This window comes from Alkalicoccus luteus (assembly GCF_012034335.1).
GTDB classification, from domain to species: Bacteria; Bacillota; Bacilli; order Bacillales; family Salisediminibacteriaceae; genus Alkalicoccus; species Alkalicoccus luteus_A.
Genome location: NZ_JAATHJ010000026.1, coordinates 20,452 through 46,394, shown reverse-complemented (window position 1 = coordinate 46,394; position 25,943 = coordinate 20,452). Strand labels below are relative to the sequence as shown.

Below are 25,943 nucleotides of genomic sequence, written 5' to 3'. Positions count from 1 at the left end.
GGATAGTAACCGCATGAAAGAATCCTTTCTCATGAATCAAATCGAGGAATGAGGAAGGAAACGGGGTTCATGAGTGGCATGACAAAAAGTACTGCCGTTTTATACATTTTTCTCTTGCCAAATACAATGCCGGCCATTACCAGTGGCGCGACGGAAGACGTCCCTCACAAAAGATGATTATCGTTCATGATTATACCATAGTGGCTTCTCCGAATCCTAGCGTTTTTGGTTAAATGTGCAGAACGGGTTCCTTGTCCCTGTTGTGCCCACAACGGATTCAAGGTCATCGGTTCCAGAAAGAGACAAGTGAAAGATGAACATGGCGAGAGTCGGACCTTCGTGATCCGACGGCTTCGTTGTGACCAGTGTCAGACCATTCATCACGAACTTCCCGCATTGATCATCCCTTATAAGCGCTATGCCGCGGCGGTGATTGAAACAGCCGTCCTGCCTGCCTCCCACCTGGCGGTGGCTGTGGATGAATCCACTCTTGTACGTTGGCGGAAGTGGTTTCTCGATCTGGTGCAATACTGGCTGTTTATTCTTCAATCACTGCGAATTCAATTGGAATGGCATGAGACCTCAACCGTCGATCTGTCCAGTCAACGGTTGCCTGTACATCAGCGCGTCGGACAATGGGTTGGCAAGACACGCGGATGGCTGGGAAGCCTTGTCCATCCAGTGGCCAACCACCATTTTTGGATCCATACCCGTTCTGCCTTTTTGACCCGGTCTTCCTTCGATACACTGGCGGTATCACCGAAAGGAAGTGAATGACGTGGGACCAGGAAACGCAGTCGAACAAGCCACGAATCGATTTCAACTGATTGCCCCCTTATTAGAAGAAGCGTTAGACAAACAGGAACGAGCTGCCCTGCTCCATCAGCTCTCACAGCGGCATGGCGTGTCAGAACGAACCATTCGTCGCTATCTTGCTCAGTTTCACAAAGAAGGCTTTGAGGGGTTAAAACCGAAAGCCTATCGCCCTGTGTCGGTCGAAAATCAGGATCCAGTGCTGGAACAGGCGATTTTATTGCGCCGGGAGGTGCCGTCCAGAAGCATTGCATCGATCATTCAAATATTGGAATGGGACGGGCTGGTGGAAAAGGGCACGGTGAAGCGATCGACCCTGCAGGAACAATTAGCCAAGCGAGGGTACAGCGCCCGGCAGATGAAGCTGTATCACGAGACATCCGGGGCCGTACGGCGCTTTCAAAAGCGATCCCGAAATGCGTTATGGCACTCGGATATCAAGTATGGCCCGTATCTGCCGATCGGTCCAAATGGAACCAAGAAGCAAGTCTACATGGTGGCCTTTTTGGATGATGCGACCCGGTATCCCTTGCACGTATCCTTTTACCCCATGCTGGATGCCCGATGTGTGGAAGAAGCGTTTCGGGAATCGGTCCGTACGTATGGGATCCCTGAACAAGTGTATTTTGATAACGGGAAACAGTACCGGACGAAGTGGATGGCAAAAACCTGTGCCAAGTTAGGGACAAGGCTGTTGTATGCCAAGCCCTATTCTCCGGAATCCACGGGGAAAATCGAACGCTTTAACCGAACCTTTGATGCGTTTTTGCAGGAAGTACAGTTGGAACGCCCTAAGACCGTGGAAGCGCTCAATCAGTGGCTGCGGGTATGGCTCGACGAGCGATACATCCACCAGCCGCACCAGGCACTGGGCACCACCACGACACCGTTTCAAGCGTACCGCCAGGAAAGCACGCCGATCCGAACCATTTCGGCCGAAGAACTGGCCCAGGCGTTTTTACATACAGAAACGAGAAAAGTCGATAAATCAGGCTGCATCAGCTTTCAGGATACGAAATACGAAGTGGGCATCACCCTCCTGGGCTGCCGAGTCGAGATTACCTACGACCCCCAGGATACGACGACGCTCACCATCGATTATCCCGGTTATGACAGCTGGACAGCCACGAAGCTCACGATGACCGAACAAACGGGGAAACGGCCATCTCTTCCGGTCCATATGACCAAAGAACCTGCCGGTTCGTCGAGGTTGTTACAAGGAGCGAAGAAACAGAACGAGGAACGACGGGCCCAGGCGAAAGGGCCAACCGTGCCCGCCGTTCACTTCCGTCATATCGCGAAGGGAGGCCCATCGCATGTTTGAAACGTTTTTTGACATGGCGCATACCCCTTTTTCCCGTGATATCCCAACGGAGGCTCTCTATGAGTCCTCCCAGCTCGATGAAATTATCGGCCGGCTGCACTATGCCGCCGATCGGCAGCTGTTTGCCGTGATGACCGGGGAATGCGGGACCGGAAAAACCACCGCGATTCGGAGATTAACGGATCAACTTGATCCGTCTGCCTATAAGCTCCTTTATTTATCGGACTCCAAATTAACGCCCCGGCACTTTTACAAGGGGATGCTGGAACAACTCGGCTTAGAAGCGAAATTTTACCGGGGAGATGCCAAGCGACAGCTGCACCGGGAGATTGAACTTATGAAAGGCATTCATCAGTTGACACCGGTGGTGGTCGTAGACGAAGCGCATTTACTGGATCGGGAGATGTTAGAAGAGGTCCGCTTTTTATTGAATTTCCGCATGGATGCCCAAAGCCCAATGGCATTGATTCTAGTCGGACAAACGGAACTGTGGGAGCGCCTGCAGCTTCAGTCGTTTGCGGCGATCCGCCAGCGCATTGACATTCAGTTCAAATTGGATCACCTGGATCGCGCTGAAACGGGGGCGTACATGACGCGCCACCTGCATTATGCCGGTGTGGACCGAGACATTTTCAGCGAGCGTGCGATGGATGAAATCTTTCAGTATTCCAGTGGGGCCTCCCGTCTGATCAATAAGCTGGCAACCCACTGTTTATTGTGTGCATCACAACAAGGAACGCGCATCATCGATGACCGCATGGTCAAAACGGTGATTGAAGGAGAATTCGCGTGAGCAAGCGTACATGGTATGCGATGACGTACGACGATGCCCTTGCATGCTGGATCGTGGATTGGGGTGATCAGATGGGCTACCAATTGCGGGACGGCGACTGGTTTGATCTTCATGTGGGCTATGGACAAGTGCTTACCTGTCAGGCAGTACTTGGACAGGATTGGTATGTGCAGATCGGGACGCACCGGGCCTGTTTCTACTTAAAACGGAATGAAACCTACCAGGTAGCGATTTAGTGAAAAACGGGAACGACCGATAAGGTGTGTTCCCGTTTTAGCTGTTTAAATACGGTCACGTTTTCCGTCTCCTGCCGGTCAAGGTGTTCCGTCAACCTCGGGACATTTTAAGGTGTCATTAACAGCATTCTTCAAAGAGAAAAGTGCGAAAAGAATTTGTGGCTTTCCCACGCATAGGAATACCTGGTAAACATACGGTGCAGGTTGCTCCGCATTGGCGGCAGTAGCGGCGTTCCGCAGGAACGCGAATCCAGATGATGCCTGTCTGCGGGGTGAAGCTGTGCATCAATGTTCTTGTTCGGGCACACATCCGATTGGTTGGACCAAAACAAATCGGACATACGTGAGACATAGGAATGGGCGCTAAGGTGAGTATCCATTGGTCGTTTTCTTTGGTGGTTGCTGTTAATTCATAGTGTGGTAAATCAATGACTTCTTTGATAAACTGATGTAGCAAGTGGCAGAACCTCCTCGTGTTTGTCTCGACAACTTTCACGATAAAGGATCTGCCACTTGTTTTCATTTCATCTGCTTAAGTGTCAACTACACTTCGTGGTGATGAGCCATAATCAACCTAAAAAGCCATTTCCTGTCGGAAAACAAGAAATGACGACGTTGTTCGATGAGAAAGTCTATAAGAGCTCCCATGTTTGTTTGGATATTCCCTGTCTATACACTTCCCCTCATTTTTCTTCCTTCATCTATTGCCATACCGTAATTTCGTCACAATCCATATGATGAGCACGTAAAACGGCTACGGGCTCTTCCAGCGTCATCGTTTTTTTCTTATTCATGAGCTTCTCTTTCCAATTGGTGATGAAGACTGAGGTGCTCACGCATCGAAATGTTCCCATCAATCAAGATATCGTAGGAGTCGTGTACGATGCGATCCAGGATGGCTTCTGCGAGAGTGCCGTCACCTAATTTTTCATACCATCCATTCACGTCAAATTGTGAACAGTAAATGGTAGACTGCTTCGCCTGACGCCGGGCATTGATGATTTCCAGAAGAAGCGCTGCTTCTTCGTTCGTGAGCGTATGAAGCAGCCATTCGTCAAAAATGAGTAAATCCACTTTCTGCAGCTTACGCATCAATTTTACATAGCTATCATCTTGCTGGTATTTGGCTAACTTAAATTCTTCCAACAGATCAGGCAGACGCGTATATTGCACTTTGAAAAACTGCCGGCAGGCTTCGACGCCGAAGGCAATCGCCATCCAGGATTTCCCGGCGCCAGAGACGCCTTTAAAAATGATATTACGTCCCTCCAAAATATAGTTCCCGGCTGCTAATCGGAGAAGCAAGTCCTTTTTTAACTTCCGATCATCATAATATAAAATTTCTTCAATGGAAGCGGGTTCTGGGAACCCTGCCTGTTTTAACAGACGATGCCGCTGATTGTTTTTCCGGAGGGCTTCTTCATGATCGAGTAAAATGCCAAGAACGGTATCGATGTCCATGGTGTGGATCTCCGGTTTTGTAAATAAGGATTCGTACGCTTCTGCCATACCAGATAGTTTTAGCGCTTTTAATTTGTCGATATTCTGCTGGTTCATTTATTTCTTCCCTCCAAAATAGGCAGCACCTCGAATGAAGGCATGCTGGTTGTTAGCCTTTTGCTTTCGCTCTTGAAGCGCCTGCGCGGTCTCTGTTTCGCTGATATGTTTGATCATCGTTTGAATACTTTTCACCATTGGTCGATTTGTCACCTGTCGAACCTGTTGGCAGGCACGTTCGATTTCCTCATGGGAATAGGTTCGCGCTAATTTCTGTAAGGAAAAGATAGACTTCATCGCCTGCTTTTCAACATCGTAATGCTTCAAAAGAAACGCGATTACGGCCCGGGTATGTGTACCAATGGAAGCGCCCCACTCCAACGCATGTTGCGGCGTTTGTACGGTATACTGCCGATGCGTGATTACAGCCACTAAAATGGACCACTCTTGCCATCTTTTTTACCACATAGTGCCAAATAATGTACCATTGAATGACACAATATGCACCACTCGATAAGATACCTAATATAATTGATGGGCACACCTACGGGTGTGACATTTCTTATAGGAGGTTTTTTTTAAGCTTCAATATGCCAGGATTTTGAGGTTAAAGGAAGGTTTCAGTCTCAGAAGTATTGCTTCAAGTAAGGGAAATTCCCGGCAGAAAGTAACTGAGATCATCGAATGGGCGGAGAAGAAAGGTCTGAAGGGGCCGTTAGAAGAAGAGATGACCGACAAATGGATTGAGGAATTCTTATTCCCCGAGAAATCGCTAGAAGCTTCTGGCAGACAGCCATTAAACTTTGATCATATTCACGAGGAACTCGCCAAGCCAAATGTGACCTTATCGCTACTCCACCACGAATATGAGACGGAATGCCGCATGAACAAAAAATCCTGTATTCGTATCGGAGTTTTGTCCGCCATTACAGTAGCTATGCGAATAAGCATAAGGCTACATTAAGGATCCGCCGAAAACCTGGAGAAATCATGGAAGTAGATTGGGCAGGCTCCACTGCTTTCATGATTGACCGAGATACAGGGCAGAAAGTGAAAGCATATATCTTTGTGGCGACGTTGCCATGTAGCCAATTGTCTTATGCGGAAGCCACGTTATCCATGAATTTGTCTTCCTGGATTACTGCTCATAGTCATGCCTATGCTTATTTCGGCGGAAGTACGCAGATCGTTATTCCAGACAATTTGAAAGCTAGCGTCACGAAACACACGATCCGAGAACTTGTCTTAAATCCTACATACCGGGAGATGGGTGATCATTACCAAACCGTCGTCATACCCGCAAGGGTAGGCGCTCCAAAAGATAAGCCAAGTGTCGAGGGTTCGGTAGGTGTTATTTCGACTTGGATCATCGCAGCGCTTCGAAACACACAGTGTTTCAGTATCGGGGAGTTAAATGAAGAGGTCAGAAAAAAGTTGGATGAGTTCAACCGACGATCTTTCACACGAAAGCAAGGTAGCCGGCTCTCGGCATTTGAAGAAGAGGAGAAATTTGCGCTTTCCCCTCTGCCCACGGCATCCTACAAAATGTCTGAATGGAAGTCGGCTAAAGTACGGCCGGATTATCATATCTCTGTTGAGAGTATGTTTTATTCCGTTCCCTACGAGTATATCAATCGACAAGTCGACGTGCGACTCACCGAAAATCTCGTCGAGATTTACTTTAACCATATGCGTATCGCTTCTCATAAACGATTATATGGCAAGTTTGGGCAGTTAGCTACAACGCATGATCACATGCCTGACAACCACAAGCTCTATGTCGAGCAGACACCAGAAAATGCGAAGGATTGGGCCGAAAGCATTGTTGAGAATACGGTGAAAGTAGTTCATTACCTATTGGCGAATACTCAGCCTGAAAAGTTAGCCTTACAGTCGATTTTTTCGTTGAAGAAAACAGAGCGACGTTACTCCAAGTATGAAATTGAACGGGCCTGTAAGATGATTATTTCCATGACTGCAAGACCTTCGGTCAAAAGCATACAGACACTGTTGGCAACTAATAAGAAAAGCGATGCCGAACAGGAACTGATAAGAAAGACGGAAAGGACTATCAATAATTATGGCTTCACTCGCGGAGCAGCCTATTACGGAGGGACAGACAAGAATGAATGAGCAGACGATGACCAAGTTGAATGAAATGAAATTGGATGGCATGGCGCAGGCCTATGAGGAACAGATCGCCAAGCGAGATTTTCAACAGATGGATTTTGATGAGCGCTTTTCGTTGCTTGTCGATTTAGAGTATTCACGCCGGAAAAGTAACAAACTCCAAAGATTGATGAAAGCAGCTTCCTTTTTAGATGCCACCGCCTGTATTGAAGATATCGAGTATCATGCCGATCGTCGCTTGAACAAAGAGCAAATACTGAAGCTAGCGAGTGGTACTTATCTCTTGGATGGCCATAACATCATCTTAAAGGGTCCGACAGGATCCGGAAAAACCTACCTGGCGACGGCCTTTGGAATATCAGCTTGCCGGCAGTCTTTTAAGGTAAAATACATCCGGTTACCCGAGCTGCTGGACGAACTGACGCTAGCGAAACTGGCAGCTGATGGCAGTTACCGGAAGCTTATCAAAAAATACACGAAGGTAGATTTACTCATCTTGGATGAGTGGTTATTGACGGATCTTTCGACTGATGAGGCAGCCATTTTACTCGAAATCTCTGAATCCCGTCATAAAACAGTTTCGACGATTTACTGTTCTCAAATCGATCCGAGTGGATGGCATTTGAAGCTGGGAAACGAAACGATCGCGGAAGCAATTCTAGACAGAATTATCCATGACTCCTACCAAATAATGATCGATGGTGATGTCTCCATGCGCGAGCGTCATGATTTAGGTCAGAGATAGGAACTCCGTTCTACGGCACAAAAAGAAAGCCCTGCAGACCTATAGCTCCTAGTCTGTAGGGCTTATCAGGTTGCCTTGGTAAAAAAGTATGGCAAGTAGTGGTAAAGGAACTGGCACGGTGTGGTAAATAAGATGGCAGACATGGTAAAAATTCATGGCCGTAATCAATGCGTGTCCGGCATATGTTCCGGCACCGTCCGGTGGCTGGCCATACGTTCCGATCAAGGTGGGATGAGAAGCAATTCGCATATGATTAAAATAGATTTCTACGCTCTCTTCCGATACGTTGACCTCTACCCGGTATCCAATGTAGTCATAGGGAACGGAATGAAACATGCCTTTCACGGCAATGTGATAATCCGGCTGTACTTTCGCTGTCCGCCATTCGGCAAGCGAGTATCGTGTTTCTGGCATAGGAAGGAGGGAAAATTGTTCTTCTTCGAGAAATGCTGACCAGCGCGATCCTTCTTTTTTGGTAAATGGGCGGTGGTTGAAAGCCTCCAGTTTTGTGCGGATCTCTTGATTGAGTTCGTCTAATGAAAAGCAAGTCGTCGATCGAAGAGCAGCGATGATCCAAGTAGAGACGGCCGACAGAGCTTTCAACAGAAGCCTTGTCACGCGGCGAACGGACTCGTGCCGGCATGACCACAGTTCCATAGTGCCGAGCCATCTCGGCATATGTTTTGTTAATGACTAATTCTTTGGAGGTATGTTTGGTAACGCCTGTCTTTAAATTATCAGGAACGAGGATGTGGGGAACGCCGTTGAAATAAGCGAAAGCGTTCTGATGAAGCTTGATCCAGGCAGGTAAATCCATTGAAAAAGAACCTTCAACATAGGCAAGTTGGGAACAAGGGAGGGACGCAACGAAAACATAAACGGGGATCCTTTCTCCAGAATCTGGATCCTGAACGAACAATGTCGTTCCAGCCCAATCCACTTCAAGCAATTCTCCTGGTTTTCGTCGGATCCGCATGGTGGCCTTATGCTTTCGTGCAAAGTTGTGATAATGTTCGGTGAACGTTCGATAGGCATATGGAATAGCACCCTCTTCCTGTGCCTGACGGAGATACTCCTTATGAAGTAGTGTAAGTGTCACGTGGGGCTTGGCCAGTTCCGTATGAATGTAATCAAAATCCATCCGGTGACGACCTGAAGCTTCGACTTTCTTTTCTGGATACAGAAAATCTTCTAACCAGGGGTCGGTCATGTCATCATCCATTGGCAACGACAACCCCCGCTTTTCTGCCAACCGAATGACTTCTGTTACTTTCTGACGGGAATGCCTAGTCATGGCCGCGATCGTCCGTAGACTTCGCTCTTCTCCGTGTAGTTCCAGCATATAGCGGTATGGAAACATAGAAAACCTCCTGTAAACAAATGTCACACCGAAAAAAGCAGGCATGCTCATTTAGTATACAGGAGGTTGGTACACGACTCCGCAAAAGGTGGTACAAAGCTCTGCAAGGAGTGGTACAAAAGATTGCAGGACTGGTACAAATCAAATGCAATATTCAGGCTATCCTAGTTTATTGAAGGTGAGGAAATTGGAGTGAGCAGATTCATGAAATATGCAGAAGTTCGTAAGCTGCAAGATCTAGGTTTTTCTATTAATGCCATTGCTAAGAAACTGAAGATGTCGAGAAATACGGTGAAGGAATACATAGGCATGGAGCCAGAGGAGTTTGAAGATTTTCTTGTTTCCCTTCGTACACGTTCTAAGAAGTTGGATCCCTTTCGGGATGAGATTCTCAAGTGGCTGCAGGAGCATCCAGATCTAACGGGCGCTCAAATTTATGACTGGCTGGAGGAACGAATGCAGTTCAACGAGACAACAGAGAATACGGTACGAAATAACGTTAAGGAGTTACGGGAGATCTACCACATTCCAAAAACGGTGAGAGAGCGGGAGTATGCATCAATTCCAGAAAGTTTGCCGGGCCAGCAGGCCCAGGTGGATTTTGGCCAAACAGTCGTCGAAACAACGACAGGCGGAAGAAAACGCCTCTACTTTATTGCCTTCATCTTGTCCCATTCCCGGTACAAATATGTTGAGTGGCTGGATCGGCCTTTTCGAACATCGGATGTTGTGAGATGTCATGAAAATGCCTTTGTTTATTACGAGGGGATGCCCGTGGAGATGGTGTACGACCAAGATGCTTTACTTGCCGTAAGTGAGAATGCGCGAGATCTCATCTTGACCGCAGCGTTTACCAAGTATCAAGCAGCTCGAGGCTTTCAGATATACTTGTGCCGAAAAAGCGATCTGGAATCAAAAGGGAAAGTGGAGCAGGTCGTGAAGTTTGTAAAATACAACTTCAGCAAACATCGACTATTCGAGACATTGGACACTTGGAATGACGCCTGTCTGGCTTGGTTAGATCGCACCGGTAATCACAAGGTTCACCACAACATAAAAAAGAGACCTTCCGAAGTGCACGCCCTGGAAAAGCAACACTTGCGGAACGTCTCAACAAGTTACTTGTTTGAGGAAGTCCTCCCTATCACTAGAACAAGAAACATTCAGAAGGACAATGTCGTTCGCTACCTGCAGAATCGTTACAGCGTTCCGTCAGGAACGTACCAAGAAACATCAGCGAATAAAGCCTATCTTCAAGTAACAGACGACCAGACGCTCGTAATACGACTGAAACCTACGGGACCGATCTTGGCTCAGCACGCACTCTCACTGGAAAAAGGCTTGGTCATTTCCGATCCACTACACCGGGAGAAGAAAGAATCAACACGGAGCCTCTTGGTTCATCAGCTGACCGATGCTTTTTCAGATAAAACGGGCATCCAATGGTTTATCGAAGCCCTTTCGGAAAAGTATCCACGGCATTTGGTTGATCAGCTGAAAGTGATTCAAATAGCCATCTGCCGATATCCAACGAATGCCGATAGCGCGTTGAAAGAGGTGCAGAAGCTGCAATTAATCAGCGGTAATGATTTTCGTGATATTGTTTACTCCCTAGAAGTGCAAAGCCAAAAACCTCTTGCTTCTGACATGCCACTGAATCAAAAGTACATCGATCTGGCAGCACCCGAACGCTCCAGTGCGACCTAGCTAAGCGTCTTGAGTGGAGGGCGGAAATCATGAGCCATCCTTTTGATTCCTTACAACAACAATGCCGAACCTTACGATTGGCAGAAACGGCAAAAGAGTTACCCACCCTTCTACGTAAGGCAGAAGCAAAAGGTTGGACCTATCACGAGTTCACGCATGAACTTCTTTCCTACGAACTACAATGCCGGGAACAGAAGGCGGTCGAGCGTTTGATGAAATGGGCGGATTTCCCGGAAGTGAAGACGCTGGACGGCTATGATCTTAAGGAACAAAACGCTTTAGGGGAAAAGGAATTTCATGTGTTGAAAGAATTGCATTGGGTCGAAGATGATTTCACATTGATTTTAATGGGACCGACAGGTGCAGGTAAAACGCACCTGTCCGTCGCATTAGGCGTTCATGCAGTGCAACAAGGCTTCCAAGTTTCGTTTGTGTCCATGGCGCACCTTATGTATATCTTGAAAACGAGAGAGCATATCAAAAAATCCAACACCCGTTATAAGCGAATCATTGGATCGGATCTGATCATTATTGATGACGTCATGTACATGACGTATGAAGCGCACGAAGCCCATTTGTTTTTCCAATTCATCTACGACCTATACGATAAAGCTGCCTTTATCTTAACGTCAAACAAAGGACCGAATGAATGGGGGAAGCTCCTCGGTGATCCAACGTTGACGACAGCTATTTTAGATCGCCTGCTCCATCGGAGCGAAATCATCACATTTGGAGACGAGACAGACAGCATCCGCATGAAGTACCGAAAAACGATTTTTTCCGAAAAGGGTGGTCTGTCTTAATTGGGAAATCTTGATCTATCTTATTTGTGAAAAAGTGCTCTATTCTACTTGACGGTTACAACCATGTTTCACATAGTTAAAATCGTTCATAATCGATTTATTTGTATATGTACTGTAGGACTTATAAAGAGGTGATCAGCGTACGGCGGAAAACATCCCTGTGTCTGATAATGGAAAATCTGGTTCTCCTAACTATATAGGAAGCCATACATGACAGACTGCTAGATGATATGCTTCTGGTCGCATCTTAGCTAACTAATTCAACTGAGTATAATGAAACAAGCACTTCTTATAGTAGATGCTGTCACTTTTGTAAAAATTGATTGTTAACTTTTTGGCTGCTTGTTCGACAGCAGAGATACTGACTGGTTGTTGGTGTACGTGCTTTTTATCAACCTCACGAACATGACTCATGATGTTTACACCGTTTAAAAAGACATATTCAAACCCGGAGTGATCATCTTTCATAAGACATTCCACATCGAGTACTTCCTTTTTGTTTTCGCTAGTTAATAGAAGACTTCCACATATGAAACGGCCTTCTTTACGCATGCTTTCGATTTCGATGGTAGCTGTCATGGTTTCATTATTCTCCTTCGATAACTGTTAGTTTCTAGATAACGATTCTGCACATATGTAGATAATTCCTGTTATTTGACGGATTAGCAGATTATCATGCGATACAATCGGCATTCGATGCTGCACAGACTGAAGACACTATCGTGTTGGAGCCAGGCCTGTATGAAGAAACCATTCGTATCACCAAATCGATCGACATCCTCGCTGATCGTGAGGGTGTAGTGATAACAAGCTCCACTCAGACACCTATTGTGGTTGAAGAAGGGTCACTGAAGCGCGATCGCTTTTAGCACCTGATTGTTCGCTTCAGCACCAACTGCCTCTAACAGAACAGAAGGTTTTCTTCCATGGCTCTCTGAAGGGCCTTAGCGAATTCCCTAGGCTTTGTCATGGTTGATATGTAAGACCGACTTGTCACTGGTTTCTCTCCCCGCTTAATGATCATCGTTCAGACAGATTTTATCTAGTGTTCTTTTAGTTATCCCTCCTCCATACATTATATTACCTCTACATAAAGCCTAAAGCTAGTTTTTAATGGTAAAAATTTCTTTATTATATATCTAAAATAGAGTAGACCTAATAAGATGGGTCTATTAGCTACAATCTCAAATAAGCCTCAAAATTCCTTACATATTATTACTTAATATAGTTCTTTTTGTCTTGCAAAATTGGGTATCCTCTTGCTATAATAATACTTGCCTTAAATGTTATTCCCTTTAGAACCAGATAATAGAAAAAAGGTGAACTCTAAATCAAGATGTATACGGAACGTTTATGATAGCGCAATCGGGACATTGCGCTATACTTTCGAGAGGTGGGTCATATGAATCGTTTGGCGGAATTAATTTTACAGGGGAGACAAAATAGAAAGCTTTCACTCGAAGAGATGGCAAATCGATGTGGGATCTCCAAATCGTATTTGAATTACTTAGAGCGGGGATACCGCAAAAATCCTTCTATTAAAGTAGCAAGCCGCATAGCAGCAGTCTTACAGGTACCGTTAGAGGAAGTCGTTTCACGAATTGAAGAAGACGAAGCCGACACGGCGCACGGAGGAGAGGCATCCCTTTGCCCCTGCTGATAATCAGGAAAGTGCGGAGAATAAATGATAATTGAATGAATCATTGGATAAAACCGGACCCTTTCGCTAAGGGCCCGGTTTCGTTTCGTGTATGACATGTTAAAAAAGCAGGACTAGTTTGTCAGATGTTGAAGTCACGGCAGCAAATAGGCTTCTTCGTGAACAATGACTAAAAGGTTGATCCCGATCTTCTGCAACTGTTCCGCCGCTTCTGTAAAACCATATTCAATTTCTTTTAGCCGACGGACATTTGAATCAAAAGGTAAAGTGAGCCCCTGTGTAGCTTAGGTCTATTGCTATTTTAGGGCCAAGGTAGCTTCTCCGCACTTGCAACCGGTGGGTGTTTATAAAATGAGTTAAAGAGAGCGTGCAGCTGCATGCTCTTTTTCTCTTGCGCTGCTTTAGTAATAAGCGGGGGTAAGTGGAAGTCAGGACGAAAGAAGCCCAAAGGGGGTTGCTAACGTTCGTTTTTTAGCCTGAGACGTTTTGGTGGTTTTCGCAGAAGGGTAGAGGGTGTTTACGTTGGCAGCGCACTCGCTGCATGATAACGACTACTTAAAAGCGAAGGAAGGGATATCATGAAGAAATTCACGATTAGTATGACGACGACGGCTGCATTACTTACCCTGGCAGCATGTAACGGAGGAGAGAATGACGAAGCAAATAACGGTAATAACCTTGGTGGAGAAAACAATCAGGAAGAAGAAGTAAACGAAGAACCTGAAGTCGATATGGCAGACAATAATAAAAATGACAACGAGATAAACAACAATGATGATTTGGAAACGAATGATGAAACAAACGAGTTGAATAATGACATGGACGAAGAAGAGAGCGAAGCTGTGATGGATCAGGATGTAGAGGATTTTGATCTGAATGTAACGCTCGTGGACGACAGTCAGTGGACCTTCACGTACACGCCGGCAGAAAATGAAGATGACACACCGGATGCGACCGTTTCTGGTGACGACCTTGAGCTTGAGGGCGAAGAAGCGGCAGAAGAAATGGAGGCTTACTTATCAGACTTCATGATTGACGCTGCGAGTGACGAAGAGGAAGTACTAACAGCCGTAGCGGATACGTTTGATTTCAGCGAAGAGGACATTGAAAGCTATGACCTGACGATTGATTTCCCGGAGCATGAGGATGCAACCGAGTGGAGCTGGCAAGCAGAAGATGACGGCGAAGGTAATGATGAAAACGATGTTGGATTTGATACCGAGGATAACAACGAGTAATCGCATGACTTAGTCCGGCATTTCCCCCTATGCCGGACTTTTGTACGTGAAAATGGACCGTTCGATATAAGAGCGAATGGAGAGTAAGAAGCTTAAACAAGTGTACTCTTCTCACGCATGACATCCTCCAGCGTATAGTTATCCAAGTAGCGATAAAATCGCTGAATGCCCCGGTACATTAACAGCTGCAGCTCGCGGTCCTGATCGGCGTGAGGAGGAATGTACATATCAATCTCACGCACCGGTTCCACGTCGCGGACAATGTCACCAATCGTCGACTCCCATGCTTTTGTCGTGAGGGTGATGCCGCCAGTTTTTCCTCTGTACGTGCGAATATACGAAAGCTGCTGCAGGTGGTGAATTGCTTTGCGGACGTGCGACACAGCTAGCTGGTGATGATCGGCTACTTCGCTGGACGTCACTTTTTTCGTATGGTGTTCCGCGGAATAAAGCAGGATTTTCAAGGCTACGTCAGTAAATTGGGTCACCTGCATGAGTCATCGCCTCCACTTTCTATTAGTTGATTTCACTTAGAACGTCAACGTAGCAGTAATAAGGAAATGAGCGGACTTCTCTTTTACGAAACCGGGTACGCATAAATCACATATCGCTCCGGAGCAGTGCCGACGAGATGGAACGGGTAGCACGTGCTGACGACGAGCACTTCTTCGCCCATCTCCCGAATGACAGATGTATCATCTTCATCTACAATCTCCGTTTCCCGCATCTCGTATTCAAACTCCCCGTAAGGTGTCGTAACAATAAAGCGATCGCCGATTTCCAGCTGACCAAAGTCACGAAAAACGGTATCCCGGTGCCCGGAGAGTACAATTTGTTCCCCTTCACCCGGGTAGGCGGTTGAAGCGACCCGCCCGACGCCTTTCGCTAAGCTGTCAGCGTCTGTTCCTTCAATGATCGGAAGGGAGCGGCCAAGCTTTGGTATGTCGAGAACAGCAAACGATTCATTCTCATGAGCTTGAAACGAGGACGCTACGCTCGTTTCATTTGCGTGGGTACTGTTCTCAACAACCTCCTCCTTTTCCTCCGAGTTGGAAGCGTCTTCCGAGCCGGGTTCGTTTGTCGCAGCTTCAGCCTGCTGCGAGTTATTCGATTCATTAGCGGAGACGGAATCATCGGTTTCACTGTTAGCTGCCTGCTCGGTTTCCTCTTCTTCATTGTGAGAGATCGCTGAAGGGAGGGCTGACGTGATATCAGTAAGCGCGTTGGTCACAGAAGACGTTAAAAAGGAGGTCTCATCTTCTGTACTTCTGTTTTCGGCCGGTGCTGCATCGTGGCCTTGCTCAATCCGTTCCAATGCTTCCGACATGGAGTCTTCCTGGGCCTGTTCGGAATGGAAATACTGAAAGCCGAACACGCCAAGCAACACGAGCCCGACGGTCATGAGGCTGATACTAAGCCACTTCATGAGATCACCACGCCGGCTCGTTTTAGTATGTTGATGTAACCGCAGTAGCCGGATACGTAATGTTCGATGTCATCGATCCGCATCCGAAACGAATGGTGACGGATGAAAAAGCCGCCGGCGAGCGTATCCGGATGCTTCATATACATGGCGATCTCCGGATAAAAATAGCCGTTACGCTGATAGTCCGCCCGGAGGTGAATGGTTCTCATGACGGCATCTTCATCAATCAAATCCAGCAAATCCGCGTGCTCGCTTTCTTTTACGCGCTGGATCAGCTCGTTTGTCGCGAGCAGAAGCTCTAAAAAGGTTGGGTAGGTCGTTTTCCGCTCATACATAAAATCCAGTTTTCCAGCTGCGTTTTGTAAACCGAACTTGAAGTAAGCGCGTTCGGGTACGATTTTGACGAGCTCGTTCGTGCAATAGCTGAGCCAGTGATCGTGGTGCTTCCAATAATCGTTGGCAATAAAGTGATCAAAGGCGCTTTTCACGTTGTTCAGCCAGCGATCGTCCTGGTCGAGCTGATACAGGCGCATCCAGGCAAAGGCCGCTTCTCCTTCGTAATACACGATGCGAAACGCTTCTTTAAGCTCGAAGGTTTCGTATTCGAACACGTGCTGAAAGCTTCCGTCCGGCTGCTGAAAAAACTCCATGGCCATCGCAAGCTTCTGAGCCGCCTCTACGTATGCTTCATTTCCATTCCTGCCGGCTACTTCAACGTATTTTGTAAGCGCCAATACCGCTGCAGCATTCGTTCCAAGCTTATACTCATACGTGTCTGGATTGGTACCGTCACGAACAAATAGCCCGTGCGGATGCGAAACGGTTCGCTCCTGAAGCAGAAAATCGAGTCCGCGTTTAACGGCGTTTAAAGCCTCCGGATCTCGATGCACGTCACACGATTCGGCGAGTGCATAAAGAGAGCTTGCGTGGCGCAGCATGTTGTAATGATTGATAGGCGTAGAAAAGGGGGCGAAGACGCCGTATTGAAACTCGCCGCTTTCCTGCAGCATGTCACACAGCTTTTGCTGTCCGGTCTGGATTAGCTGCTCTACGCTTTTTTCTGTCAATGACTCCTGGCGGCGTCCGTTATCGTAAGCTCCTGTTAACAAGGTGACGGGGCCGCGTTCGTCGCAAAACACGCCTTGTGTATCGAACAAGTAGACGGCATGGACGTTCTGGAAATCGATCGGCTTTGTGTCGGGACGGTGCTTACTGATGTAGCGATGCACGTTCTGTTCTGCAATGTAGGCACGGTGATGGTGTTTGCTGAAGCGGATAAAGGCATTACCGAGAACTTCCTGCTCCATAAACGCATGGTGAAAGTCTGCATCAAAGGAAATGCCGCGGCGCATGTAGTTTTTCTTTGTTTTCGTAAGGAGTGTCAGGAAGGCTGCACCATCAATCGGTTCCACGTTCGTCACGACGTCCACCTTGATCGAGACAGGCTTATCTGCCATGCTCGACGTCAGGTATGCTTCTATGTCCCGCTTCGCTGCTTTCCAAGACGCACTGCGAAATGGAATGACAGCTGCCCGCTGATCGGCATAGCCAATGGATAAAAAGAATACCAGTCTGCCTCGCAGCTGGAACGAGGTTTCGGTGTCCTGCTGTAGCTGCGTGAACGCGCTTGTGAACCAATTATGGATGCTCATCCGCTCATCTCCTTTTGGTTGTTCGATTATGTAGGGCGGGCGCCCGGGTGACGAGCGCCCGTTGTTCATTAGGATCGTCTGAAACGTCTTGCTACCATCGTGCCTGCTCCTGCTAGAAGAGCTGCAATGCCGGCAAGTCCGTAAGCCCACATTGTTGTAGCTGTTCGTGGGAGCGTTTCGCCGCCTGGAACGGTTTCCGTCTCCTCTTCAGCAGATGTTAGATTTGGAGCGGTGATTTCCACAGCATCAGACTGGTTGCCATCCTCATCTTCCTGATAGACAAACAATGTTTGTCCCATCGTTTGAGCAGGAGAGAGGCTGACGCTGAAGGATCCGTCGGACGACACTGCATTTGAACCAAGCACATCGCCTTTTGAATCCGTCACAACCGCATCCAGGCCAAAGCTGCCGTCTCCGGTAACCGTCGTCCCGGTGTCGTCAATCGCGACGTTATCAGGTGCAGGAACCATGACTTCATCCTCTTCGTCCGCATCAGCATCGGCATCAGCATCAGCATCAGCATCGGCATCGGCATCGGCATCGGCATCAGCATCGGCGTCGGCATCGGCGTCGGCATCAGCGTCAGCATCGGCATCGGCGTCGGCATCAGCGTCAGCATCGGCGTCAGCGTCAGCGTCAGCATCAGCGTCGGCATCGGCATCGGCATCGGCATCAGCATCGGCGTCGGCATCGGCGTCAGCGTCAGCATCGGCGTCGGCGTCGGCATCAGCGTCGGCGTCAGCATCGGCATCGGCATCGGCATCGGCATCGGCGTCGGCATCGGCGTCGGCATCAGCATCAGCGTCGGCGTCGGCATCGGCATCGGCGTCAGCATCGGCATCGGCATCGGCATCGGCGTCAGCATCCGCATCGGCATCAGCGTCAGCGTCGGCGTCAGCGTCGGCATCAGCATCGGCGTCAGCGTCGGCGTCAGCGTCGGCGTCGGCATCGGCATCGGCATCGGCGTCAGCATCAGCGTCAGCGTCAGCGTCGGCGTCAGCGTCGGCGTCGGCATCGGCGTCAGCATCAGCGTCGGCATCAGCATCAGCATCGGCGTCGGCATCAGCGTCAGCATCGGCGTCGGCATCAGCGTCAGCATCAGCGTCGGCGTCAGCGTCAGCATCGGCATCAGCGTCAGCATCGGCGTCGGCATCGGCATCGGCGTCAGCGTCAGCATCAGCATCAGCATCGGCATCGGCGTCAGCGTCAGCGTCAGCATCGGCATCGGCGTCAGCGTCAGCATCGCTGTCGTCGTCTTCATCAAAGACGATGATATCGGAATCGGTTAAGCTGCTCAGCAGCTCTGCACTGATGGTTGACGTGCTGACACCAGCCCCAAAGATTTCAACCTCACCATCGAGACCAGTTGGATTGTCTAGAACGACTGGAACATCGACTGTTGTATGTCCAATAGCCTGAACTCCTGCAAGGTCATTTGAGAGGTCGATCGTACCGTCGCTAATATCTCCTATGAGAGAGGTCAATTCTGATGAAAGATCTGTCGCATCATCTAGAAGGGTATTTATAGACGAAAGAAGAGGATCTACTAGAAAATCTAATTCCCCTGGAATGTCATCGCTGACAACTAGCTCTAAATTATTTAGTGCATCCACCACATCTTGCAGTGCCTGATTGACAACATCCGTGATGACCCCTTCTAAGTGATTACCTAAACCGTCTGAGAAATCGACGATAATTGCACCGTCAGGGGTAACCTCTACGTCAATGGAATCCTCGTAAGCGGTAAGCGAGGATAACGATGCTTCCAAGTTGTTTAGTGCATCAACGGCATCGCTTAGCTCATCTAAACCATCAACACTTACAATATCAACGATTCCCAGTAGTTCATCTAACGTACTCGTTAAACCTGATACGAGCGTGGTTAAATCGCCGGTTAACGCATTCAATTCGGTTTGAAGAGCAGGGAGGTCATCTAAAGTGATCGCTGTCAATTCAACGCGAACATCCGCAGGACCGGCAGTTTGAATGAGACCGCCGAGTTCGTCAGCGCTAAAGACAACCACTCGATCTGGTGAAAGCACTTCGGCATCAGCTAAGCCTGTTCCAGTGAGAGATAAGTCTAAATCATATGTAGACTCGTTCTCTGATAGTTCTGCTGAAATGGCGACGTCAGTTAGTAACTGAACTTCTGCCAAGCTGGCTGCTTCGGCAATGGAGGCTTCCGGATTGGTTAAAACTGAACCTAACGGGGAACTGCTTAAGACAGTCGCTCCTGGAAGTACGGGAGCTAAAAACATAGCTGAAGCGACACAAGCAGCAAGGACTGTTTGTTTCCGACGTTTTTTCTGGACATTCTTGATCTGCATTCGTTCTGATTCGTGTACGAAACGCTTTCTCATAGGGTCCCTCCTAAAACGTAGTAACCTGCTTGTTCGTTAGAATGAACAGGTTCCGCTTTTAGGTTAGCATCCTATGTACTGCAATTATACACCATTAAATGTACATATTATGGTAACAATTACATAAATATATACCCTCATAAAGTGAAAATGACGAATAATGTCGAAGGATTTGTACTTTTAAGCTATTGAAGGCTGATATAACAGAATTTTCAGTTTTAAAATGTATAAAAAATGAATGATATCAATATAATAAATTTAGCTAAATTTACGTCTTTCGTAACATATTTATTCATTTTAATGAACAAGAAATTGTTATATCGCATATATGGATGAAAGTGTGATGTAATCATTTATGGTCTAAGCAAAAAGTAATAGCATACGTTTGAGAGGATGGATTGGATCAGTTCAATTTATACATCGTTTGTCCTTATTTAGGATGAGGCGAAATAATCGGATGAATAGAAATTTGACAACGTTCACTCATTTTTGCAGACAAAAAAGCCAGTTAAAGAGAAGATTCTCCTAACTGGCTGCTTGTCTATTAGTGTATATTTCCATTTTTATAAGGTTTCGTCCATATCATCAACCATTTCAGAAGCACCTTCCGGCCTTTTCGTTGCAAGGCTTACTCCAGCTGCAAAAAGGAAATCGATGATCATTCAGGAACCACCTTATAGCTGATGTCGAAGAAGAACACGCTCAATAGCTATTGTCCCTTACACTTCTTTTGAATAAAAACGATGAAAGATATAGGACGGGAAGCGTTTAGTGGAACGTTGTTTTGTAGTAACCTGCTTCTCCATTTTATTAAAAGAGATTCTTAAAGTGTTCAATTGTTCAGTATACTCCTGCACCATACGTTCTGATAGTAATTTCGTATGGGTGAGTGATGCGAGCTTCGCTGAACTTGCCGGGGTAACCGGCAGCTTTTGTTCGACGCATTCCCTGCCGATTTTTGTGTACAGTCTGTGGATTCGCTGCTGATGGACCCAAAGCGTTGGCAGGGAATAGATCATTCGCAGAAAATGCGGCAGCTTTTTACCGCTGCTGTTGAGAATCGCGTCGATCGCTTCCTGCACGTCTTCGATTTCTTCCAGCTCGGCGGACAGCTGGGGGAAGTGCCACAGCTGACGAACGGTTTTTGTGCGGACGCTTCGTTTGAGCCTGTTCTCTTCGAAGCGGATCAGCCGCTCGGTTTCCTTTTGTTCACGCTGGAGCTTGTGAAGGAGCCTTTTCACATGGTCAAGCTGAGCTTTCGTTTTCTGATAAGCCTCTGCGGAGGGAACAGCGGCGTGCGCTGCCTTTTTCATGCTCCAGGCTTGAATCATGTGCTCCAGTTCATTCCGATCGGCGGGACGATCACCGCTGCAGGACAGCTTTACGATCGACAGCAGCACGGCCGTATCGCGGTAGGCTTTGGAAGACCCTGTCTGCAGATTGCTGTAGGTCGTGTGTTCAAGCAGATCAATAAACGTACCGGATGCCAGCAGTGCTTCATTCGGACAGCTCGTTTCACGTATCCGCTGAAACAGCGGGTTCACGCCGCGGGTCGTCACATACAGCAGAATCGATGACCGGGAAAAGCTCGTTAGCTGTGTCAGCTGCTGAAGCTGCACACGCTGCTTCGTGGAAAGGCTGTGAATCACATACTGAAGCAGCTTGGCGGCAGTCGTTTGTTCATCGGCAGATAAGGTAAACCACTGCGTGTGCAACTGCTGAAACGTCGCGTCAATCAGGTCGGTGATGACGTCGGAGAATCCGATTTTCAATGAAACGCCATGAGTACGGCTGTAGCTGCCACAAGCTTTCTGCAGCAAGAGGGCAGCGACTTCACTCAACTGCTTATACGTATCAGGTGAACCGGTCTTGATGTTGTAATAACAGGCGAGATCCATCACAAGCTGACAGCCTGAATCCGAAGCGCTGCGATTCTGCGACGAGAACCGGCACAGCTGCTCGGAAGCATCCTGAATAACGGCATGGTCGGTGGTCAGGACAGAATCAACGAATCGAGCATGATGCATGCAATCACTCCCCTTTGAGTAAGATGCGCTGCGAGTCATGATGACAGACCTGGTTTCCTGAATATTACCTTTCTACACCTTATACTACATAAATTATCAGAAAATTACAATAAAAATAACTGCTGAAATGACGGCTTATTTCTTGTATGCTGTACAAAAAGATACAGGTTGGAGGCATCTATGGCAGAAGAAAAAAGTATTCAGCAGCTGGAGGCGGAATTAAGCAAACTTCGTAAGGAAAATGCATTACTCAAACAGCTGTTAAACAAGCATGGTCTGCTTCCGGAGCCTCATTTACAACAGGAAGCTGTACAGGAAAGAATCCAGGCGTTTAAACGGTTGTTTCGCGGGAGGCAGGACGTGTATGCTCAGCGGGTTGAAGACGAAAATGGTTCCAAATACTATCCGGTGAAGCACGGGAAGAGGCATGCTCCTTTAACAGACTCTGTTCTTTATCATCATCTGGCAGGAGCAGACATGATCGGCATTTACCCGTTGATGGAAGATCAGACCTGCTACTTCTTAGCGGTAGACTTTGATAAAGGCTCTTGGAGGAAGGAAGCGGCTCATTTTTATAAGACGTGCAAGCTTCACGGATTCGCTCCGTTGATGGAAGTATCTCAATCCGGCAATGGCTGTCATGTCTGGATGTTTTTTGAGGAAGCGGTTCCGGCGGCAATGGTTCGTGAAGCCGGAGAAAAACTACTGCGCGAAACAGCCAGGCGCCTGAAATGTAAGCAGCTGGATTCCTTTGACAGGTTCTTTCCGGCTCAAAGCGAATTTACTGGGAAGGGACTTGGAAATTTAATTGCGTTACCGCTTCAAGGAAAACGGAGAAAGCTTGGAAGGTCTGTATTTGTTGATGAGCTGTTCCAGCCTTATTCCGATCAGTGGAGTGTTGTAAGGGAGGCCGAGCGTTCAACAACCTCCCTGATAAAGCGTTATATGCAGCTGCCCACAGAGGAAAAACCCGTGTTGAAAAACGGGCTGCTAATTCCTAAAAGCCTCATGACAGAAAGCCAGTTCGAGTCGCTGAAAGAGCTTTGTTCTTTCCATAACCCGGACTATTACAAAGCGAAATCTCAGCGGAGATCCACACGGATGCTGGAAGCCCGCTTAAAAGGATATGAGGAATGTAAGGAAGCGTGTCTGTTCCCGCGTGGAAAAGTGGATGATATCCAGCGTGTGCTGCAGCTGAAGTCGATAAAGGACGAGCGAAACTACGGAGTCCCGTTGCACACGTCGTTTATGTCCGAGCTGTTTCCACAGCAGGAGCTTGCTGTAGAAGCACTGCTTCAATCCAATTGCGGGATTGTATCGGCCGGTCCCGGATTTGGAAAGACCGTTGTTGCAGCCGCTCTCATTAGCAGAAGGCAGGTAAATACGCTGATCCTCGTTCATCGAACACAGTTGGTTGATCAGTGGAAGTCGAAGCTTACAAGCTTTTTATCCATCGAGCCACATCAAATTGGACAGCTGGGAGGCGGCAAGCAGAAGCCGACCGGAATTATCGATGTCGCTACGATTCAGAGCGTACGTCATCAAGCCGAAGATCTGGAATACGGGCAGATTATTGTGGACGAGTGTCACCATATATCAGCGTATACATTTGAAGAAATTCTTAAGCAGGCTTCTGCTGCTTATGTTCATGGACTCACTGCAACACCGAAGCGAAGAGACGGCTGGCAACCGTTTATGACGATGCAGTGCGGGCCGGTCGTGTATGAAACCAGCGGAAAAGAAATGGCTGCAATGAGAAGCTTTCATCACATTTTAAAGCCTCAGATTACCGCTTACACGTCGGATAAAGAACAAAAATGGCATGATCATTATGAACAAATGACGCTTGATGCGAAGCGGAACGAACAGATTTTTAATGATGTATTGGAGGCGCTTGATCGAAATCGCAGCCCAATTGTGCTGAGCCAGCGAATTGCTCATATAAACGAACTGGAGGGCAGGTTTCAAAAGTTTGTTAAACATGTCATCGTACTGCACGGACAAATGCGCGTAAAGGAGAAGCGCGAAGCTTTTGAAAAACTGGCGGCTATTCCTTCAGATGAAGAGAGATTAATTCTTGCAACAGGAGGATTTGTTGGGGAAGGCTTCGATGATCCGAGATTGGATACGCTGTTTCTCGTCATGCCGATAAAATGGAGCGGGAGTGTGGAGCAGTATGTCGGCAGGCTGCATCGAAGCTATGCTGGAAAAGAATCGGTCGAAGTGTATGATTATGTGGATAAACAAGTACCGGCTTTGAAAGCAGCGTACAAAAGCAGACTGGCAGGCTATAAACGGCTTGGATATCTGCTGGAGGAGACAGCCAGGCTAAACAAACAACAGATGCGACTTTTTTAATGATTCGGCCGGTGAGTTAAAACCGCACAGGCTCGAAGCTGGCCTGCGCGGAAGCATGCACGTTTATTCGGAGGTCATAATACGAATAAGATCATAATGGTAGTAGCGGCGGCTGCGTTCGCGGTCATCACCAAAAAGCATGTGCCGATCTGTCAGCGTTCTAAGTGCTTTGCGCACGGTAGAGGCGGCAAGGCCTGTGGTTTCAGAGAGCTGATGCACGTTGGCTACCGGATGCAGGAAAAATGACTTCCAGACTTGTTGAAGCGAAAGCTGATCCAGATCTCGAAGACCTTGCTCATATAAATCGTCAGCTTGCTGCAGCTTCCGTTCATGCTGCCAGGCCATACGTTTCGCTGCATCGAGATAAAACAGGATCCAGTTCTTCCAGTCAGGCTCCTGCTTGCCGATAGCCCGCACACCGTTCAGCATCGCATAATATTTAAAGCGTTCCTTTTCAAGTTCTTCACTTAAAAAGAAAGTGGGGGTGTCAATAACCTTCTCTTGCAAAAGGTAAAGGACAATTAAAATTCTTCCCAGCCGGCCGTTTCCGTCTAAAAATGGATGAATCGATTCGAACTGTGCATGGATAATGGCAGATTTTATAAGCGGGTGAAGCTGTTCTTCACTTTCCTTTTGATAAGGATGACCATTGATGTACCTCTCCAAATTAGTCATGTACTCATTCATCGTCTGTGGTTCTGGTGGTACATAGGAGGCTTCGCTCATGTTGTTGGAAGGCCCACTGAAATTCTGAATTCGGCGATAGCTGCCCGCTGCACCTCCAGAGCCGCGAGCATCCTGCATTAATATGTCATGCATCTCCCGAATGAGCCGTTCTGTCAGGGGATAGCCATTTTGAATATGTTCCACGCCTCGTGTTAACGCCTGCTGATAGTTCCTTACTTCGACACGCTTCCAGTCTGCGCTGAGATCAATGTTGTCTTCAAGCATTTCACTAAACGTAACTTGTGTACCTTCGATTCGAGTCGATTGTACAGATTCATTCAGTGTTAACAGCTGAATAAAGTTCTCATGGACCGGGGAATAGTGAAGGCGCTGTTTCAGTTTTTCGAGTGTTGTCATCGTATCTACTGTTTTTTTATAAAAGGTCAGTTCTGTTTCCGGGGGGAAGGTGACAGGGAGCAGAGGCAGCTGATAAGGCTTTTTCATAAGAACTCCTCCGTTTATAGTGATATTTATCAAGCAAATGATATCGTTAATGACTCTATATGCTAATTAATGATATCACATTAAAGAGAAATGTGGTTGTGTTACGTAGATAAAAAGAAAAACGGAGAGAATCATACGTACGAGGTTAATACGACGACTTCAAGTACGAATAGCGCACCGCCTGTTACATAAAAAAGCCGCCGATTATGGCGGCTTTCCTCCTTATTCTTCTGCCACGGTATCCCCTTCATAATCGGCTATTCCGCCCATCACGACGGTCAGGTGATCGGCGTCATAGCCGTTCTCGATCAGATGCTCTCCAACTTCGATGCTGCGGTTTTGCGTCTGGCAGAGAATAATGACCTCCTGATCCTCGCCGACAATCGCCGGATCTTCCATGACGTCATTCATCGGAATATTCGTGAATCCGCTGATGTGTTTCTCTGCGAATTCGTCTTCTTCCCGAACGTCGAGGTAGAGCACCTCGTCGTCAAATCCATCTTCATATATGTGCTCCTGCAACTCATCAGTGCTCATTTCCTCCATCGCGGATTCATCATTCCCGCAGGCGGCAAACAACAGAAGCGGCAGGGCGTATATCAGCTTTTTCATTGGTATCGTCCTCCTCGCAGACAGTATAGCAT

The 25,943-nt window shown here is 47.5% G+C and carries 25 protein-coding genes; 12 read left to right on the top strand and 13 right to left on the bottom strand.

Annotated elements, in window-relative coordinates; genetic code table 11:
• The first annotated feature begins 225 nt into the window (after positions 1-225).
• The 4 genes from HCN83_RS13925 to HCN83_RS13910 are packed head-to-tail and all read left to right on the top strand — an operon-like array spanning position 226 to position 3,166.
• Positions 226-777 (top strand): DUF6431 domain-containing protein, encoded by a 552-nt coding sequence (locus HCN83_RS13925; protein WP_246238246.1) that lies wholly within the window; start codon positions 226-228, stop codon positions 775-777.
• A 1-nt stretch (position 778) separates the two neighbouring features.
• The gene (locus HCN83_RS13920) at positions 779-2,137 is read left to right on the top strand and encodes a DDE-type integrase/transposase/recombinase (protein ID WP_168008338.1); all 1,359 of its coding nucleotides are present in this window, start codon (positions 779-781) and stop codon (positions 2,135-2,137) included.
• Positions 2,130-2,930, top strand: a complete 801-nt coding sequence (locus HCN83_RS13915) for an ExeA family protein (RefSeq protein WP_168008336.1) — start codon at positions 2,130-2,132, stop codon at positions 2,928-2,930. Before HCN83_RS13920 ends, HCN83_RS13915 begins: the two co-directional genes overlap by 8 nt.
• A complete protein-coding gene (locus tag HCN83_RS13910) occupies positions 2,927-3,166 on the top strand; it encodes a DUF5348 domain-containing protein (RefSeq protein WP_343033739.1) in 240 nt (79 codons plus the stop codon). Before HCN83_RS13915 ends, HCN83_RS13910 begins: the two co-directional genes overlap by 4 nt.
• A 118-nt stretch (positions 3,167-3,284) precedes the next feature.
• On the opposite strand, the gene HCN83_RS13905 is transcribed toward HCN83_RS13910, so the two are convergent.
• The 3 genes from HCN83_RS13905 to HCN83_RS18470 form a co-directional block, all read right to left on the bottom strand.
• Positions 3,285-3,623 (bottom strand): hypothetical protein, encoded by a 339-nt coding sequence (locus HCN83_RS13905; RefSeq protein WP_168008334.1) that lies wholly within the window; start codon positions 3,621-3,623, stop codon positions 3,285-3,287.
• A 329-nt stretch (positions 3,624-3,952) separates the two neighbouring features.
• The gene (gene istB / locus HCN83_RS13900; RefSeq protein ID WP_168008332.1) at positions 3,953-4,723 is read right to left on the bottom strand and encodes an IS21-like element helper ATPase IstB; all 771 of its coding nucleotides are present in this window, start codon (positions 4,721-4,723) and stop codon (positions 3,953-3,955) included.
• Positions 4,724-5,095: a hypothetical protein gene (locus HCN83_RS18470; RefSeq protein WP_168008330.1), complete on the bottom strand. Its 372-nt coding sequence runs from the start codon at positions 5,093-5,095 to the stop codon at positions 4,724-4,726.
• 444 nt (positions 5,096-5,539) lie between these two features.
• On the opposite strand from HCN83_RS18470, the gene istA (HCN83_RS13890) reads away from it, so the two are divergent.
• Positions 5,540-6,796, top strand: coding sequence for an IS21 family transposase (istA, locus tag HCN83_RS13890; RefSeq protein WP_246238245.1), 1,257 nt, complete (start codon positions 5,540-5,542; stop codon positions 6,794-6,796).
• Positions 6,789-7,538 (top strand): IS21-like element helper ATPase IstB, encoded by a 750-nt coding sequence (gene istB, locus HCN83_RS13885; RefSeq protein WP_168008328.1) that lies wholly within the window; start codon positions 6,789-6,791, stop codon positions 7,536-7,538. The genes istA (HCN83_RS13890) and istB (HCN83_RS13885) overlap by 8 nt, the downstream gene beginning before the upstream one ends.
• Positions 7,539-7,586: 48 nt before the next feature.
• On the opposite strand, the gene HCN83_RS18875 is transcribed toward istB (HCN83_RS13885), so the two are convergent.
• Both HCN83_RS18875 and istA (HCN83_RS13880) read right to left on the bottom strand, forming a co-directional pair.
• On the bottom strand, positions 7,587-7,952 hold the full coding sequence (locus HCN83_RS18875) for a Mu transposase domain-containing protein (RefSeq protein WP_425483630.1): 366 nt from the start codon (positions 7,950-7,952) through the stop codon (positions 7,587-7,589).
• On the bottom strand, positions 7,852-8,898 hold the full coding sequence (gene istA, locus HCN83_RS13880) for an IS21 family transposase (RefSeq protein ID WP_246238244.1): 1,047 nt from the start codon (positions 8,896-8,898) through the stop codon (positions 7,852-7,854). Before istA (HCN83_RS13880) ends, HCN83_RS18875 begins: the two co-directional genes overlap by 101 nt.
• 204 nt (positions 8,899-9,102) lie before the next feature.
• On the opposite strand from istA (HCN83_RS13880), the gene istA (HCN83_RS13875) reads away from it, so the two are divergent.
• A complete protein-coding gene (gene istA, locus HCN83_RS13875) occupies positions 9,103-10,605 on the top strand; it encodes an IS21 family transposase (RefSeq protein WP_168008326.1) in 1,503 nt (500 codons plus the stop codon).
• Between the two features lie 29 nt (positions 10,606-10,634).
• Positions 10,635-11,408 carry an IS21-like element helper ATPase IstB gene (gene istB / locus HCN83_RS13870; protein ID WP_168008324.1) on the top strand — a complete coding sequence of 258 codons (774 nt, stop codon included), beginning with the start codon at positions 10,635-10,637 and terminating at the stop codon, positions 11,406-11,408.
• A gap of 255 nt (positions 11,409-11,663) precedes the next feature.
• Here istB (HCN83_RS13870) and HCN83_RS13865 read toward each other — a convergent pair whose 3' ends face one another.
• On the bottom strand, positions 11,664-11,987 hold the full coding sequence (locus tag HCN83_RS13865) for a hypothetical protein (RefSeq protein ID WP_168008322.1): 324 nt from the start codon (positions 11,985-11,987) through the stop codon (positions 11,664-11,666).
• Positions 11,988-12,130: 143 nt separating this feature from the next.
• On the opposite strand from HCN83_RS13865, the gene HCN83_RS13860 reads away from it, so the two are divergent.
• The 3 genes from HCN83_RS13860 (at position 12,131) to HCN83_RS13845 (ending at position 14,306) form a co-directional block, all read left to right on the top strand.
• Positions 12,131-12,277 carry a hypothetical protein gene (locus HCN83_RS13860; protein ID WP_168008320.1) on the top strand — a complete coding sequence of 49 codons (147 nt, stop codon included), beginning with the start codon at positions 12,131-12,133 and terminating at the stop codon, positions 12,275-12,277.
• Between the two features lie 533 nt (positions 12,278-12,810).
• Positions 12,811-13,068, top strand: coding sequence for a helix-turn-helix domain-containing protein (locus HCN83_RS13850; RefSeq protein ID WP_168008318.1), 258 nt, complete (start codon positions 12,811-12,813; stop codon positions 13,066-13,068).
• A gap of 578 nt (positions 13,069-13,646) precedes the next feature.
• Positions 13,647-14,306 carry a YusW family protein gene (locus HCN83_RS13845; RefSeq protein ID WP_168008316.1) on the top strand — a complete coding sequence of 220 codons (660 nt, stop codon included), beginning with the start codon at positions 13,647-13,649 and terminating at the stop codon, positions 14,304-14,306.
• Between the two features lie 92 nt (positions 14,307-14,398).
• Here the strand turns inward: HCN83_RS13845 and HCN83_RS13840 are convergent, their stop codons facing one another.
• From HCN83_RS13840 to HCN83_RS13820, 5 genes are all read right to left on the bottom strand, one after another.
• A complete protein-coding gene (locus HCN83_RS13840) occupies positions 14,399-14,800 on the bottom strand; it encodes an Rrf2 family transcriptional regulator (RefSeq protein WP_168008314.1) in 402 nt (133 codons plus the stop codon).
• Between the two features lie 83 nt (positions 14,801-14,883).
• Complete coding sequence (locus HCN83_RS18870; RefSeq protein WP_425483629.1) at positions 14,884-15,732, bottom strand: class D sortase; 849 nt, start codon at positions 15,730-15,732, stop codon at positions 14,884-14,886.
• A complete protein-coding gene (locus tag HCN83_RS13830) occupies positions 15,729-17,384 on the bottom strand; it encodes a hypothetical protein (protein WP_168008312.1) in 1,656 nt (551 codons plus the stop codon). The genes HCN83_RS18870 and HCN83_RS13830 overlap by 4 nt, the downstream gene beginning before the upstream one ends.
• A 68-nt stretch (positions 17,385-17,452) precedes the next feature.
• Positions 17,453-19,540, bottom strand: coding sequence for an adhesive domain-containing protein (locus tag HCN83_RS18250; RefSeq protein WP_205774665.1), 2,088 nt, complete (start codon positions 19,538-19,540; stop codon positions 17,453-17,455).
• A 923-nt stretch (positions 19,541-20,463) separates the two neighbouring features.
• Entirely contained in the window at positions 20,464-21,771 is a 1,308-nt protein-coding gene (locus HCN83_RS13820) for a hypothetical protein (RefSeq protein WP_168008310.1), read from the bottom strand.
• A gap of 180 nt (positions 21,772-21,951) precedes the next feature.
• Here HCN83_RS13820 and HCN83_RS13815 point away from each other — a divergent pair, with 180 nt between their 5' ends.
• Positions 21,952-24,129, top strand: coding sequence for a DEAD/DEAH box helicase (locus HCN83_RS13815; RefSeq protein ID WP_168008308.1), 2,178 nt, complete (start codon positions 21,952-21,954; stop codon positions 24,127-24,129).
• 63 nt (positions 24,130-24,192) lie between these two features.
• On the opposite strand, the gene HCN83_RS13810 is transcribed toward HCN83_RS13815, so the two are convergent.
• Both HCN83_RS13810 and HCN83_RS13805 read right to left on the bottom strand, forming a co-directional pair.
• On the bottom strand, positions 24,193-25,299 hold the full coding sequence (locus HCN83_RS13810) for a Fic family protein (protein ID WP_168008306.1): 1,107 nt from the start codon (positions 25,297-25,299) through the stop codon (positions 24,193-24,195).
• Between the two features lie 222 nt (positions 25,300-25,521).
• Positions 25,522-25,911, bottom strand: a complete 390-nt coding sequence (locus HCN83_RS13805) for a rhodanese-like domain-containing protein (protein ID WP_168008304.1) — start codon at positions 25,909-25,911, stop codon at positions 25,522-25,524.
• Positions 25,912-25,943 lie beyond the last annotated feature (32 nt).

Coding starts and splice junctions, on each gene's coding strand:
- HCN83_RS13915 (WP_168008336.1), top strand. CDS start 2,130: ATGTTTGAAACGTTTTTTGACATGGCGCATACCCCTTTTTCCCGTGAT.
- istB (WP_168008332.1), bottom strand. CDS start 4,723: ATGAACCAGCAGAATATCGACAAATTAAAAGCGCTAAAACTATCTGGT.
- istA (WP_246238245.1), top strand. CDS start 5,540: ATGCCGCATGAACAAAAAATCCTGTATTCGTATCGGAGTTTTGTCCGC.
- istB (WP_168008328.1), top strand. CDS start 6,789: ATGAATGAGCAGACGATGACCAAGTTGAATGAAATGAAATTGGATGGC.
- HCN83_RS18875 (WP_425483630.1), bottom strand. CDS start 7,952: ATGCCAGAAACACGATACTCGCTTGCCGAATGGCGGACAGCGAAAGTA.
- istA (WP_246238244.1), bottom strand. CDS start 8,898: ATGTTTCCATACCGCTATATGCTGGAACTACACGGAGAAGAGCGAAGT.
- istA (WP_168008326.1), top strand. CDS start 9,103: ATGAAATATGCAGAAGTTCGTAAGCTGCAAGATCTAGGTTTTTCTATT.
- istB (WP_168008324.1), top strand. CDS start 10,635: ATGAGCCATCCTTTTGATTCCTTACAACAACAATGCCGAACCTTACGA.
- HCN83_RS13865 (WP_168008322.1), bottom strand. CDS start 11,987: ATGACAGCTACCATCGAAATCGAAAGCATGCGTAAAGAAGGCCGTTTC.
- HCN83_RS13850 (WP_168008318.1), top strand. CDS start 12,811: ATGAATCGTTTGGCGGAATTAATTTTACAGGGGAGACAAAATAGAAAG.
- HCN83_RS13845 (WP_168008316.1), top strand. CDS start 13,647: ATGAAGAAATTCACGATTAGTATGACGACGACGGCTGCATTACTTACC.
- HCN83_RS13840 (WP_168008314.1), bottom strand. CDS start 14,800: ATGCAGGTGACCCAATTTACTGACGTAGCCTTGAAAATCCTGCTTTAT.
- HCN83_RS18870 (WP_425483629.1), bottom strand. CDS start 15,732: ATGAAGTGGCTTAGTATCAGCCTCATGACCGTCGGGCTCGTGTTGCTT.
- HCN83_RS13830 (WP_168008312.1), bottom strand. CDS start 17,384: ATGAGCATCCATAATTGGTTCACAAGCGCGTTCACGCAGCTACAGCAG.
- HCN83_RS13820 (WP_168008310.1), bottom strand. CDS start 21,771: ATGCATCATGCTCGATTCGTTGATTCTGTCCTGACCACCGACCATGCC.
- HCN83_RS13815 (WP_168008308.1), top strand. CDS start 21,952: ATGGCAGAAGAAAAAAGTATTCAGCAGCTGGAGGCGGAATTAAGCAAA.
- HCN83_RS13810 (WP_168008306.1), bottom strand. CDS start 25,299: ATGAAAAAGCCTTATCAGCTGCCTCTGCTCCCTGTCACCTTCCCCCCG.
- HCN83_RS13805 (WP_168008304.1), bottom strand. CDS start 25,911: ATGAAAAAGCTGATATACGCCCTGCCGCTTCTGTTGTTTGCCGCCTGC.